This window comes from Corynebacterium anserum, from assembly GCF_014262665.1.
GTDB classification, from domain to species: Bacteria; Actinomycetota; Actinomycetes; order Mycobacteriales; family Mycobacteriaceae; genus Corynebacterium; species Corynebacterium anserum.
Genome location: NZ_CP046883.1, coordinates 892,842 through 905,525 on the forward strand (window position 1 = coordinate 892,842; position 12,684 = coordinate 905,525).

The following is a 12,684-nucleotide window of genomic DNA, read 5'->3' on the forward strand; positions in this document are numbered from 1 at the left end:
CACAATAGAGTTCATGCCTGATGCTTCTCTGACGTCCCGAGAAAAATTTCGCGCCCTGGCTGCACACCACCGGGTAGTCCCTGTGGTTTGCAAGGTCTTGGCTGACCAAGAAACCGCTCTGAGCGCGTACCGCAAACTTGCTGATGGCCGTCCTGGCACGTTCTTGCTGGAATCTGCGGCACACGGACAGTCATGGGATCGTTGGTCTTTTATCGGTACGGGTGCCCGCTGCGCCCTTACTGCAAAGAACTCTCACGCACGCTGGATTGGCGAGCCGCCGGTGGATATCCCCGAAGGCGTGGATCCGCTGGATGCCGTGCGCAAGACCCTAGAGGTTTTGCACACCGAGAAGATCGAGGGGCTACCGCCGCTGACCAGTGGTTTGGTGGGCTATATGGGCTACGACATGATCCGTTATATCGAGGATCTCCCGGATACCTGTGAAGATGACCTCGATGTGCCCGACATGGTGCAACTGTTGGTTGATGGCATGGCGGCGGTAGACCATCACGAGGGTGTGATCTGGCTCATCGCTACGGTCGTTAACTGGGATAACTCCGGGGAAGGAGTCGATCGCGCATACGACGATGCCGTTGCGCGGATCAACGACATGGTGGAGCGCCTTTCCCAACCGAGCGGGAGCAGTGTTGCAACCTTTTCCACTCCAACTCCTCAGTACCGTCGCCAGCGCACAATGGAGGAACATCTGGAGAAAATTGAGAGGGTTAAGGAGCATATTCGTGCAGGCGATGCGTTCCAGGTAGTGCTTTCCCAGCGCTTCGAGATTGATACCGAGGTAGAGCCTTTAGATATCTACCGGATGTTACGGGTGTCTAATCCGAGCCCGTATATGTATTTGGTCAATATCCCTAACGATGATTTCACTGCTACGGCCTTTCATATCATCGGGTCTTCACCGGAGTCGCTAGTGCAGGTCAAGGATGGGGAAGTAACCACATTTCCGATTGCCGGCTCCAGGCCTCGTGGCGAGTCTTTGGAAGAGGATCTTCTTTTTGAGAAAGAGTTGGTCAATGATGAGAAGGAGAATTCTGAGCATCTGATGCTCGTGGACTTGGGTCGTAATGACCTGGGGCGAGTTTCGGAGCCGGGCACGGTTGAAGTACACGATTTTCGTCATGTAGAGCGTTATAGTGCGATTATGCACCTGGTTTCAGGGGTCAGTGGTAGGTTGGCTGCCGGTAAAACCGCTGTTGATGCTTTCGCTGCTACTTTCCCTGCGGGTACTCTATCTGGAGCACCTAAGCCGAGTGCGTTGAGCATCATTGATAAGTACGAGCAGACTCGCCGCGGTATTTACGGCGGTACCGTGGGCTACTTTGATTTTTCAGGCAATACGGACCAGTCGATCGCCATACGTACGGGTGTGTACAAGGACGCTACTGTTTATGTCCAGGCCGGGGGAGGAATCGTTGCTGATTCGGACCCGCGTGCTGAGGACGTGGAAACCAGAAACAAAGCGGCTGCTGTTCTACGCGCCGTCGCCGCAGCTGAGACATTGCACACTCCGGGAAGGGACTAAAAGATTATGGCCACGTCCAAACGGACAACTTCGGTGTCAAAGGACGCTGCCCCTGGGGCAAAGGACGCGTTACCTGCTGCATCCTCTCGCGTTGCCCAGCGAAATCGACGGATTGCGTTGCTCCTCGTTGTCATGTCTGCTGCCGGACTATGGGGAACGAGCCGCATGACCTATGTCACGGCGCATATTTTTGATGACAAGTCCGGGGACTCAGTGCGCAATCTCATTGGTTCGGTCTGGGACCCAGCTACCACGCCACTGGCTCTCGCAATGCTGGCGTGTCTCGTGCTGTCATTAGCTATGCAGCCGGTAATTCGCCGTGTCCTGGGAGTACTCATTGCTGTTCTTGCGGCGGTGGCAAGCTTTCGGTCAGTGGCTCTCTTTTCTTCCGACGTTGACCTTTCCCGCGTGCACGACTTGTTGGCATCTGGAGCAGCCACTCAGCGTCAGAATGCGCCAGAAACTATCGCCGAATGGGCGCAGGTGACGGAGGCTCAGGTGCACATGGTTCCCGTTGCTTTGGCGATCGTAGCCGCCGCCTTGGGGATCATTGGCGGAATCATTTTGGCGATGCGGCCGGGAGAGAAATCGGAGGGGACGTCCCGTTACGAGACTCCGGAAGCGCGCCGCGAGTCTGTGCATAAGGATCTCGCCGCGAATCCCGATTCTGGCCGTGTATTGTGGGATGCGCTCGATGCAGGTGTGGACCCCACTGATGAAGATGAGGTAGGTGTGGACCCCACTGATGAAGATGAGGTAGGTGTGGATCCCACTGATGAAGACAGTGACTCCGTGAATCGGCGTTGATTCTTCGTCTCCATCGGATGGTGCCTTTTCTAGGAATTAGGTTCGAACTCTTGATGATTGAGAGATTGCTAGCTCTCTAGAAAAGGACAACTCTTGAGAGATGAGGGACCTAGGGGAGAGGTGCCGTCCGCGCCAATAAGGGATGCGATTTCTTCGGAGATTAGTGGGGCATTAGTCTAGAGACGTCAACAACAGTGACGTCGTTTACTGCGCAGATCCGTCCCTGAGAGGCAGGAACTTCACATGACCTCACCAACAGCTACCGTGCTGGATTCCATCATCGCGGGTGTACTGGAGGATCAGGCCGTGCGGGAGGCCAAGATTCCTTTTCCAGAGATCAAGGCTATGTCTCTGGATGCTCCTCCTGCCATTGATGCCTATGCTGCGCTTAATAACAGCAACGTGTCTGTCATTGCTGAGGTGAAGCGCGCTAGCCCTTCGAAAGGTGATTTAGCGGATATCCCTGAACCAGCGGAATTGGCCGCCGCTTATGAAGCGGCCGGAGCTACCGCGATTAGTTGTTTAACCGAGGAGCGTCGGTTTAAGGGATCTCTCGCGGATTTCGATGAGGTGAGGCGCCGGGTCAACATTCCTTTGTTGCGTAAAGATTTTTGCGTCAACCCGTATCACATTCATGAGGCTCGGGCGCATGGCGCTGACATTATTCTGCTGATCGTGGCGGCTCTAGACCAGGCACGTTTGGAGTCGCTGCTGGAACGCACAGAATCTCTGGGGATGACTGCATTGGTCGAGGTGCACACGGAGGAAGAAGCCGAACGAGCTGTCTCCGCCGGTGCCACGGTCATCGGCGTGAATGCCCGCAACCTTAAGACACTCGACGTTGATAAAGGTACGTTTGCGCGCATTGCTCCGGGGCTGCCCAGTGATGTTATCAAGATTGCCGAGTCGGGAGTCCAGGATAAACATGATTTACTCGCCTATGCCGGGGCGGGCGCGGATGCGATTTTGATCGGCGAGGGTCTAGTCACCGCTGGGGATCCAGGTATGAAGTGTAAGGAGCTCGTTACCGCTGGTCAGCACCCGGCCTGTCCCAAAAAGAATTAGCGAGCATTCCACCCCTCTAGCGCGCTGATGGCCCGATGGCGAGTAAAGTGGGGCGGGTGAGTAGCGACGTAGAGATGAACCACACCAAGAACGTCGACGTGAAGGGCGAGGCTCTTCCTACCGTCGGCCAGATCTTGGCTACCCCCACCCATCACGAGCCCGATGAACATGGACACTGGGGGGAATACGGCGGACGGTATATTCCCGAAGCGCTCATGGCGGTGATCGATGAGATTACCGACGCATGGAATAAAGCCAAAGCTGATCCCTCTTACCTAGAAGAGCTCGATGAGTTGCATCGGACGTATACAGGCCGTCCGTCGCCTCTGTATCACGCTCTTCGTTTTTCTGAACAGGTGGGGGCTGATGTGTGGTTCAAACGTGAAGATCTTAATCACACGGGATCTCACAAGATCAACAACGTGCTAGGCCAAGTTCTTTTGGCCAAGCGCATGGGCAAAACCCGTGTGATCGCGGAGACGGGAGCAGGGCAGCACGGTGTAGCAACCGCCACCGCTTGCGCATTGATGGGCATTGAGTGCCGGGTGTACATGGGCGAGGTGGATGCCGTGCGCCAAGCTCTCAACATTGCCCGTATGCGGCTGTTGGGCGCCACTGTCGAGGTGGTGACTATTGGCTCTCGCACATTGAAAGACGCCATTAACGAAGCCATGCGTTTCTGGGTGTCTCATGCTGATGACACGTACTACTGCTTTGGTACGGCAGCTGGGCCGCATCCTTTCCCCCAGATGGTACGCGACCTTCAGCGCATCATCGGTGTGGAGGCTCGGCAACAATTTATTGCTGAGACAGGGGCATTGCCGGATGCCGTCGTGGCGTGTGTTGGCGGAGGATCTAACGCCATCGGTCTCTTCCACCGTTTCATCTCTGATGAATCCGTGCGTCTTGTGGGGGCGGAAGCTGCAGGCGACGGAATAGAAACTGGGCGCCACGCTGCGCCTATTTACATGGGGCGACGTGGTGTCTTCCAGGGGTCCTACGCGGATCTCATGCAGGATGAAGACGGGCAGATCATCGAGTCCCATTCTATTTCCGCGGGGCTTGACTATCCTGGCGTCGGACCAGAACATACCGCCCTACACTCAGAGGGACGTGCCGACTACCTTCCGATCAACGATGCGGAGGCAATGGACGCTTTCAAGTTGCTGTGTGAAACTGAGGGCATCATCCCGGCTATAGAATCCTCCCACGCCGTAGCCGCGGCGGTGAAAATCGCGAAGGAACGGCCTGGAACGAGCATCATCGTTAATCTTTCCGGACGTGGAGACAAGGACGTGGATACAGCCGCCCAATGGTTTGGGATGAAACTCAAGGAGGAAGAGAAATAATGCGTTCCCCAAGTTCCCGCCTCGCGCAGGTATTCCACGCAGCGAAAGCCGAAGGGCGCAGCGCATTCGTGGGTTATCTGCCTGCAGGTTTCCCTACACTCGAAGAGTCCAAACAGCACGTCGCCACCCTAGCTCAGTATGCAGATCTCATTGAGGTGGGCATTCCCTTCACCGATCCGATGATGGACGGTCCTACGATTCAGCATGCCGCGGACGTGGCTTTAGAGAATGGCTTCCGGGTTAAGAACACTTTTGACGTGGTGCGTGCTGTCTCTGAGGCAGGCGGCAAGGCAGTCATTATGAGCTACTGGAACCCAGTACTGCAGTACGGTCCGGAAAGATTTGCCCACGAACTGGCTGAAGCCGGGGGGCTCGGCAGCATCATTCCCGACTTGCTTCCGGAAGAAGCAGAACGTTGGTCGAAGGCATGCTACGACAACGACCTGGATCCGGTGTACCTGGTGGCCCCCTCCACCACCGCAGAGCGCTTAAAGATAACCACGGAGGCGGGTGGCGGATTCGTCTACGCCGCTTCGCACATGGGCATAACGGGGGCGAAAGAGCAGGTGTCGTCGACAGCAGAAGAATTAGTTGCACGGGTGCGTGAGGTGACCGATTTGCCAGTAGCCGTGGGGCTGGGCGTTCGTGATGGTGAGCAGGCTGCATCGATTGCCGCTTATGCAGATGGTGTGATCGTCGGCTCAGTACTGATCCAGGCCGTTGAGTCCGGCACGCTCGAAGAACTCGCTCGAGAACTCGCCGGGGGAGTGCGCGCTCAATAAGTAGCTGTACCCCGTTCGCTCACAGACGGTAAATATGAGTGGACGGGGATTCCTATACCAAGGAGAATCATGACTTCGATGACCCTGGCTGCCATTCCATCGCCTCCGCAGGGGGTATGGCACCTCGGACCACTGCCCATTCGAGCATATGCCCTGTGCATTCTGCTGGGAGTAGTGGTGGCTTATTTCTGGACACGCACACGGTACGCCCAGCGCGGAGGGGATCCGGAAACAGTCATCGATGCACTGTTGGTTGCCGTTCCGGCCGGGATTATTGGTGGGCGTCTCTATCACGTCATCACCGATCATGAACGCTATTTCGGTGCGGGGCGGCACCCCGTCGATGCGTTGAAAATTACTAACGGCGGTTTGGGTATATGGGGCGCAATTATTCTCGGAACGCTCGCCGTTTGGATATTGTTTAGGGTGAAGAAACTCCCCCTGGCTCCGTTTGCCGACGCCGCTGCTCCCGCCATCATCGTCGCTCAAGGAATTGGGCGGCTAGGTAACTGGTTTAATCAGGAACTGTATGGTGGGCCATCTGATTCTCCGTGGGCATTGGAAATCTACCGCCGAGTTAATGAAGCGGGAGCTATAGATACCAACGGCGGGCGCTCCACCGGTGAAGTATTAGCCACCGTACAACCCACCTTTCTCTACGAACTGATGTGGTGTTTATTTATCGCAGCAGTGCTGGTATGGGCTGACAAGAGATTCTCGCTTGATCACGGTCGCGTTTTTATTCTCTATGTAGCGGGCTACACGTTGGGTCGTTTTTTCATCGAGGCTATTCGTGTAGACCCTGCGACTAAAGTCTTCGGAGCTATTCGCATCAACAGCGTGGTATCGGCTGTGATTTTTGTCCTGGCTGTCATCACCTTCATTCTGGTGACCATGATGGTGAGGAAAAAGCGTGCTGCGACGGGGTATTCACCGCACAACGGGGATTAACGGTCCCGGGGAATCCGCCTCCTCGGCGAGCCGAGAACGGGGAGGCTGTTGTATCCTCGATCAGGTGAATAGAAGAACCAAGATTGTCTGCACCCTCGGCCCGGCTGTTGCTTCTCAGGAGAAGATCCAAGAGCTGGTAGAAGCCGGAATGGACGTCGCTCGTCTGAATTTCTCTCACGGCGAGCACAGAGACCACGAGCAGAACTACAACTGGGTCCGTGAGGCCACGGATAAAACCGGACGCGCCGTTGGTGTGCTCGCAGACCTTCAAGGCCCGAAAATCCGCCTTGGCCGTTTCATAGAGGGCGCGACTTTCTGGGCAACCGGAGAAACCGTCCGCATTACGGTGGAGGATGTTCAAGGAACTCACGATCGCGTTTCCACCACTTACAAGGGTTTGGCTCGGGATGCGCGGCCGGGTGATCGTCTCTTGGTGGACGATGGAAAAGTCGCGTTGATTTGTAAAGAAGTAGATGGCAATGACGTTGTCTGCGAAGTTACAGAGGGCGGACCGGTTTCCAACAATAAGGGCGTATCACTGCCCGGAATGAATATTTCTGTGCCTGCCCTGAGCGAAAAGGACCGTGAGGACCTCCGTTTCGCGCTGAAGCTGGGTGTGGACTTTATCGCGTTGTCGTTCGTGCGTTCTCCAGCCGATGTTGAGCTTGTTCATGAGGTTATGGACGAGGTGGGCCGTCGCGTGCCGGTGATAGCCAAGCTTGAAAAACCGGAAGCGATTGATGCTCTGGAGCCGGTTATCTTAGCGTTCGACGCGGTGATGGTCGCCCGTGGCGATCTTGGTGTAGAAGTTCCGCTCGAAGACGTGCCGCTGGTTCAGAAGCGAGCTATTCAGATTGCCCGCGAAAACGCGAAGCCGGTGATCGTCGCAACTCAAATGCTCGACTCGATGATTGAGAACTCGCGCCCGACCAGAGCAGAAGCATCTGACGTGGCTAATGCGGTCCTTGACGGTGCGGATGCTGTGATGCTGTCCGGTGAAACCTCTGTGGGCAAGCACCCGATTACCACGGTGGAAACCATGGCTCGTATCGTCAGCGCCGCTGAGATTGACGGGGATGTGCCACCGCTAACTCACCGTCCGCGTACACGCCGAGGCGTAATTAGCTATGCGGCCAAGGAAATTGGTGAGCGCCTCAATGCGAAATCGCTGGTGGCATTCACCTCTTCGGGCGATACCGCGAAACGTGTGGCACGGTTGAGGTCCCGGTTGCCTTTGCTAGTGTTCACCCCTTCCCAGGCGGTGCGCAGTCAGTTAGCTCTCACCTGGGGAGTGGAAACTTTCTTGGTGGACGATGTCTCTTCCACCGATAAGATGATGAAGTCACTGGACAAAGCATTGTTGGCCATGGACGAATACAACTACGATGACATGATGGTTGTTGTTGCGGGCTCCCCACCGGGCGTGTCGGGCAATACGAACATGATCCAAGTTCATTTATTGGGACAGGAGCATCAGCGCTAAAACCTTGGGCTCGGCCGCCTCCGCGCTCGAACTTTAGGCTCGGAGGCTCCTTCGGTGAATGTCCTTAATGGGATGCCGTGGGCGTTACATCTGTGTGCTGAAGAATAACGGCAGAATTAGGATGAATGCCACAGCGAGAGACGAGGCAATAAGGAATACCACGCTGAGTTTGTTTTCAGAAAAACCGTGGCGATTAGTAATCCAAATGGCGGTGCAGATACCTACGAGGATCATGACCAGGCAAAAGGGCACCCACAGCTTGGTGAAACCCGTGTAGGCAAACAACAGAGCAGCGCCATAGGAGCCGACGTAACCGGCTACCAGTCCGGCTACGGCAGCAAGAGCGCCTTTCACAAATTCGATCGTTGAATCAGGAAACATGAGCGGGGATCCTCCTAGGATTTCCAGAGGTAGCTGAGAACTGCTGCGGTTGCAGCTTCAATGCCACGAGTGACCATGCCGGGTGCTGGTGCAAAGTTACCAGAGTGATTTCCAGGCACGTCTTCCCCCGAGTTCCATAATTCTCGGTCAGTGACGCCTAGCGTCCAGAAAAAGTAAGGTACGCCAAAGCGCCGGGGGATCTCACTGAAATCCTCAGAAGCGGTCCATGGTTCTGCATCGGCGGATTCTTCACCGAAGGTGGCGTCGAAAACCGGCCGTACTTTTCGGAAGACCTCGGGACTGTTGTCGGTGAGCTCGCCGTGAGCAGAATAGACAATTTCTGGCGGGACGGTGCAGCCCGATGCTTCGCACTCACCACGTACGACGCGTTCGATTGCCGCATAGGTGGCATCTCGGACTTCCGTATTGTAAAAACGGCAGTTGAGAACCAGTGTTGCTGTATCAGGGATTGTGTTATTTGTGTGACCGGCGATGAGGGATCCGACAGTGATCACGGCAAACTCACTGGGAGCCACTTCGCGCCCCACGATTCCCTGTAGTCGCACCACGATCATTGCAGCGAGATAGCTCGGATCTAACGATAAATGTGGGGCGGAGCCATGGGCTGATTTCCCTGTGAGGGTAATGGTAATGGTGTCGCAGGCAGCCAGAACAGGGCCTGGAGCGCTGAACACCGTACCAGCTGGACCGGCCACGATGTGCTGGCCAAGACATATATCTGGGGTGGGGATCTTCTGAGAAAGTCCGTCGTTGACCATCGCGGTGGCACCTTCGGTGACTTCCTCAGCGGGTTGGAAGAGGGCTATGAATGTGCCCCGCCATGCGTCGCGCCGTTCGTTCATGATGGCGCAGAGACCGATTAAGGATGACGTATGTGCGTCGTGACCACAGGCGTGCATTACACCGTCTTTCTTGGAGGCCCAGGGCAGGCCTGTGGTTTCTTGAACTGGCAGTGCATCGAAATCCGCGCGCATGAGGATGGTGGGGCCCTCGCCATTACGGAACACTGCTGTGATGCCATGACCACCGATATCGGTAGTCACCTCGCAGTCCATCTGGTCAAGACGCTCCTTTACGTGCGCCGCTGTCTCCACCTCTTCTCGGGATAACTCTGGGTTCTCGTGCATCCACTTATAGAAAGGATCAACCCAATCCAGATCCACGCCATGGTTCTTGACGAATTCGGCGATGGCGTTTGCTTGAGCTTCACTGCGGGGTGGGGTGTGGTCAGTGTATGGTTCGACGCCAGCAATGCCAGCCGCGGATCCTGAAGTAGAGGAAGAGGTAGTCATGGCTCCTCATTGTAGAAAGACGGGCGATACTGCGGAAAGGCGGGGTGACACGATGATGAGGTCGAAGGACGGTTGCGATAACGTGCGCGAGGTACGCCGTGAGATCCGAAGAGCCCTAACGAATGGCGGGATTGTACTTGAGACTATTGGGTTTGAACTCGCACTCATCGCCGAGTTTGATATGCGGTGCTAACTTACCCTCGTCACGGGCCTTAGTGAGCTGCTTCAGGACACGCTGCTGGAGATTTTGCGGCGAGATGGTGTTGATGTAGATCTTCGTCCCACCTTCAAATCCAGCCAGGGTAGATACGCGCCACTTGATGACTATGCGCCACGGCATAGGGACGTCGACGTCCAATGGGCGGTGGAGCCATTCTTCGTTGCAGGATATGTGTGGACCTGCGGCGACGTGACAGGCGTGCACGAGATCTGACATGGCGTTGCGCTCTTCATCGCTCATCAACCACGGTTCCGTGGTGGCAGACTTGGAGAAAATTTCCAGGGTAGGCCAGCGGTGACCGAAGCCAGCAAAGGCAATGGCATGCTCGTTTTCTGCGAAGACGAGGTTATGGCGAGAGGCATAGTCTACGGCCCATTCGTTGTACATGTTGGGGTTCCGACGCACTTGAGCGATCTCGGCCTCGTTTTGTAGGCCGTGCTCGTCGATGGCGACCAATTGCTTGTGGAGGTGCTCAAAACTTGCCCCAGCAGGTTCTAACCAGTTTTGAAAAACCGCCACGTAGCGGGCGTAACGGTTGGAACGGTAGAGCTGATCCATACTGTCTACCGTGAACGCAATAAAGTGGCGGTGGTCTTGCCAACTCAAAGTTCCCGATCCCGCTAGCTGATCCGTTGTGCGCGCTCCGGGAACATAGTGGTTACGGGCGATGATGACATCGTGGCCACCTGCGAAAAGCGATCCGGATTTCTCATGGAGTGTCTGGGAGATATTGTTCTCGCTGAAGAGCGCGTCAATTTCTTCTGGGTTCATGCCCGCAGCGTGGAATTTCGCCCGCAAAATCTTCTCCACGTGTGCGCGGCCTTGTGCCTCCGAAAGATATTCGACCATGTGACGCGCAGCCGCGGGATTCATAGTGTGGCCGTAGTTCAACGCCCAATAGTCATAGGTAAGGATTTCAAAAAGGTTGGCCACGCGTCGGAAGAGGGGGTCGGTGTCGTCTAACTTACTGGCCAGTACACCTCGGAGGATCCGAGCTTCGCCATCTTCGTCGATGATTAACCGGGATTTTTCCGGTGGGGTCTCTAGTTTGCGGTCATTACCGAAGGCAGAGGCAGAGTCGCGGCTGTCTCCGATTGCTCTGACTTCCGGCTTGTGCTCAGCTAATGGCCGGTTTCCACGCCCAGGCACAGTCCACACTTCAGTTCCCGTAAACGGATTTACTTGTTTGATCGTCCCGTCGGGGAGAGTGGTTAGAGGTGGAACAGGAGCGGGCAGGTGCGAAGAAGATCCAATCACAAGCGCTGATTTTATCCTGATTTGGGTTCTCGTAGCAGAAGTACAACAACCAGGGGTAAAGATTGTTATCCAGGGGTGTTCGAACCTATCCCGGGAGGGGAGCTTTCGTGTACAACTGGTGAGCATGCCGACAATCAACTTTCGCCTACTGGCTACGCCGAGTCAGCTGGGCTTCATTGAAGAAGATTTCCGTAATCTCATTGCGGCCATGGGTGACCAGCTGGATGCCGAGCTTCAGCTGACAACTGGCCTCGTCCCTGACCCTGAGTTAGTCACTACGTGGGTGGAACAATATGGGGAGGATATCGGCTCTGATGCTGATTCAGCTCAGGAGGATTCCCCCGAGGGGGCTGAGATCAAAGTGACGGTTCAGCGTTATGACATGGGATCACTATCCGGTTTGACCATGTACTTCGCCAAATTGTTGACGGTGCGGGAAAAAGACCCTGCAGAGCCGCTACTGCGGCAGGTCAAAGATGATCTGGGGGCTCCGCGCGTGCCATGGCACGTGCAGGTTCAACCCTAGGCTCGCTCATTCGCTAATGGTGTGGCGCTGGTGGATGATTCTTAGTTTCAACCGCGGTGCCTATGCACCCCTGCGGTCTAGCTGCGTCGTGGTGATTCAGTAGCGTGAGCCCAGCCCGAACGGAGTGCGCGAACGAGGTGTGGAGCCGTGAAATCCTGCGTACGGCTACATAACGAGGTGTGAAGTCGTGAAATCCTGCGTGTGGCTACATCACGCTAGAGAGGAATTCCCGTAGCCGGTCGTTTTTCGGGTCGGTGATGACCTGGCGGGCAGGGCCGTGCTCGAGCACCACGCCCGCGTCCATGAAAGCTACGTGGTCGGCGACTTCGCGTGCAAAACCCATCTCATGGGTGACCACGAGCATTGTCATCCCGTCCTCGGCGAGTTTGCGCATGACGTTGAGCACATCGCCGACGAGTTCTGGATCGAGTGCAGACGTAGGCTCGTCGAAAAGCATGAGCTTGGGTCGCATGGCGAGAGCCCGAGCGATGGCTACACGCTGTTGCTGGCCACCCGATAGCTGTATGGGGTATGCGTCTTCCTTGCTCGCTAGACCAACCTGGTCGAGTAGTTGGCGTGCATACGCGATCGCCTTGTCCTTTGCTTCTCCCTTGACTTGGATGGGTGCCTCAATGATGTTTTGAAGTACCGTGCGGTGCGTGAACAGATTGAAATGCTGAAACACCATGCCGATGTCGAGGCGTTGCCTAGCAGCCTCTTTTTCGGAGATCTCATAGAGCTTGCCACCTTTTTCCTTGTAGCCGATGAGTTCACCATCAACTTCGATGCGGCCGGAGCTGACCTGCTCAAGATGGTTAACGCAGCGCAGCAAGGTAGACTTTCCGGATCCGGAAGGGCCGATGAGACAGGTCACGGTTCCGGCTGGCACCTCCAGGTTGATGCCTTTAAGGACATCGAGGCGACCATAGTTCTTCCACACGTCCTTAATGGCGATCATTGGAGTAGTGGCACTCATATCATCCTCATCTTCGCGTGGGATATTTTGTGAA

At 55.7% G+C, this 12,684-nt stretch carries 12 protein-coding genes; 8 read left to right on the forward strand and 4 right to left on the reverse strand.

Features of this window, described 5'->3' with window-relative positions:
- Positions 1 to 13 precede the first annotated feature (13 nt).
- The 7 genes from GP473_RS03690 (at position 14) to pyk (ending at position 7,977) form a co-directional block, all read left to right on the forward strand.
- On the forward strand, positions 14 to 1,540 hold the full coding sequence (locus GP473_RS03690; protein ID WP_186277163.1) for an anthranilate synthase component I: 1,527 nt from the start codon (positions 14 to 16) through the stop codon (positions 1,538 to 1,540).
- A 6-nt stretch (positions 1,541 to 1,546) separates the two neighbouring features.
- On the forward strand, positions 1,547 to 2,347 hold the full coding sequence (locus GP473_RS03695; RefSeq protein ID WP_186277164.1) for a TIGR02234 family membrane protein: 801 nt from the start codon (positions 1,547 to 1,549) through the stop codon (positions 2,345 to 2,347).
- Positions 2,348 to 2,590: 243 nt separating this feature from the next.
- Positions 2,591 to 3,412: an indole-3-glycerol phosphate synthase TrpC gene (trpC, locus tag GP473_RS03700; protein ID WP_185769058.1), complete on the forward strand. Its 822-nt coding sequence runs from the start codon at positions 2,591 to 2,593 to the stop codon at positions 3,410 to 3,412.
- A 74-nt stretch (positions 3,413 to 3,486) separates the two neighbouring features.
- Positions 3,487 to 4,761, forward strand: coding sequence for a tryptophan synthase subunit beta (gene trpB / locus GP473_RS03705; RefSeq protein ID WP_186277260.1), 1,275 nt, complete (start codon positions 3,487 to 3,489; stop codon positions 4,759 to 4,761).
- Positions 4,761 to 5,543, forward strand: a complete 783-nt coding sequence (trpA, locus tag GP473_RS03710; RefSeq protein ID WP_185769057.1) for a tryptophan synthase subunit alpha — start codon at positions 4,761 to 4,763, stop codon at positions 5,541 to 5,543. Before trpB ends, trpA begins: the two co-directional genes overlap by 1 nt.
- A gap of 78 nt (positions 5,544 to 5,621) precedes the next feature.
- A complete protein-coding gene (lgt, locus tag GP473_RS03715; protein ID WP_186277261.1) occupies positions 5,622 to 6,494 on the forward strand; it encodes a prolipoprotein diacylglyceryl transferase in 873 nt (290 codons plus the stop codon).
- Positions 6,495 to 6,558: 64 nt separating this feature from the next.
- Positions 6,559 to 7,977: a pyruvate kinase gene (pyk, locus tag GP473_RS03720; protein ID WP_186277165.1), complete on the forward strand. Its 1,419-nt coding sequence runs from the start codon at positions 6,559 to 6,561 to the stop codon at positions 7,975 to 7,977.
- 84 nt (positions 7,978 to 8,061) lie between these two features.
- Here pyk and GP473_RS03725 read toward each other — a convergent pair whose 3' ends face one another.
- From GP473_RS03725 to GP473_RS03735, 3 genes are all read right to left on the reverse strand, one after another.
- Positions 8,062 to 8,358 (reverse strand): hypothetical protein, encoded by a 297-nt coding sequence (locus tag GP473_RS03725; RefSeq protein ID WP_185769055.1) that lies wholly within the window; start codon positions 8,356 to 8,358, stop codon positions 8,062 to 8,064.
- A 14-nt stretch (positions 8,359 to 8,372) separates the two neighbouring features.
- A complete protein-coding gene (locus GP473_RS03730) occupies positions 8,373 to 9,671 on the reverse strand; it encodes an amidohydrolase (protein ID WP_186277166.1) in 1,299 nt (432 codons plus the stop codon).
- A gap of 115 nt (positions 9,672 to 9,786) precedes the next feature.
- The gene (locus GP473_RS03735; RefSeq protein WP_186277167.1) at positions 9,787 to 11,148 is read right to left on the reverse strand and encodes a DUF4921 family protein; all 1,362 of its coding nucleotides are present in this window, start codon (positions 11,146 to 11,148) and stop codon (positions 9,787 to 9,789) included.
- A gap of 124 nt (positions 11,149 to 11,272) precedes the next feature.
- On the opposite strand from GP473_RS03735, the gene GP473_RS03740 reads away from it, so the two are divergent.
- Complete coding sequence (locus tag GP473_RS03740) at positions 11,273 to 11,674, forward strand: hypothetical protein (protein ID WP_186277168.1); 402 nt, start codon at positions 11,273 to 11,275, stop codon at positions 11,672 to 11,674.
- Positions 11,675 to 11,879: 205 nt separating this feature from the next.
- Here GP473_RS03740 and GP473_RS03745 read toward each other — a convergent pair whose 3' ends face one another.
- Complete coding sequence (locus tag GP473_RS03745; RefSeq protein ID WP_281381153.1) at positions 11,880 to 12,650, reverse strand: amino acid ABC transporter ATP-binding protein; 771 nt, start codon at positions 12,648 to 12,650, stop codon at positions 11,880 to 11,882.
- Between the last annotated feature and the right edge of the window lie 34 nt (positions 12,651 to 12,684).

Excerpts from the sequence above, each read along its gene's own strand:
- GP473_RS03690 (WP_186277163.1), top strand. The coding sequence starts at position 14 with ATGCCTGATGCTTCTCTGACGTCCCGAGAAAAATTTCGCGCCCTGGCT.
- GP473_RS03695 (WP_186277164.1), top strand. The coding sequence starts at position 1,547 with ATGGCCACGTCCAAACGGACAACTTCGGTGTCAAAGGACGCTGCCCCT.
- trpC (WP_185769058.1), top strand. The coding sequence starts at position 2,591 with ATGACCTCACCAACAGCTACCGTGCTGGATTCCATCATCGCGGGTGTA.
- trpB (WP_186277260.1), top strand. The coding sequence starts at position 3,487 with ATGAACCACACCAAGAACGTCGACGTGAAGGGCGAGGCTCTTCCTACC.
- trpA (WP_185769057.1), top strand. The coding sequence starts at position 4,761 with ATGCGTTCCCCAAGTTCCCGCCTCGCGCAGGTATTCCACGCAGCGAAA.
- lgt (WP_186277261.1), top strand. The coding sequence starts at position 5,622 with ATGACCCTGGCTGCCATTCCATCGCCTCCGCAGGGGGTATGGCACCTC.
- GP473_RS03725 (WP_185769055.1), bottom strand. The coding sequence starts at position 8,358 with ATGTTTCCTGATTCAACGATCGAATTTGTGAAAGGCGCTCTTGCTGCC.
- GP473_RS03730 (WP_186277166.1), bottom strand. The coding sequence starts at position 9,671 with ATGACTACCTCTTCCTCTACTTCAGGATCCGCGGCTGGCATTGCTGGC.
- GP473_RS03740 (WP_186277168.1), top strand. The coding sequence starts at position 11,273 with ATGCCGACAATCAACTTTCGCCTACTGGCTACGCCGAGTCAGCTGGGC.
- GP473_RS03745 (WP_281381153.1), bottom strand. The coding sequence starts at position 12,650 with ATGAGTGCCACTACTCCAATGATCGCCATTAAGGACGTGTGGAAGAAC.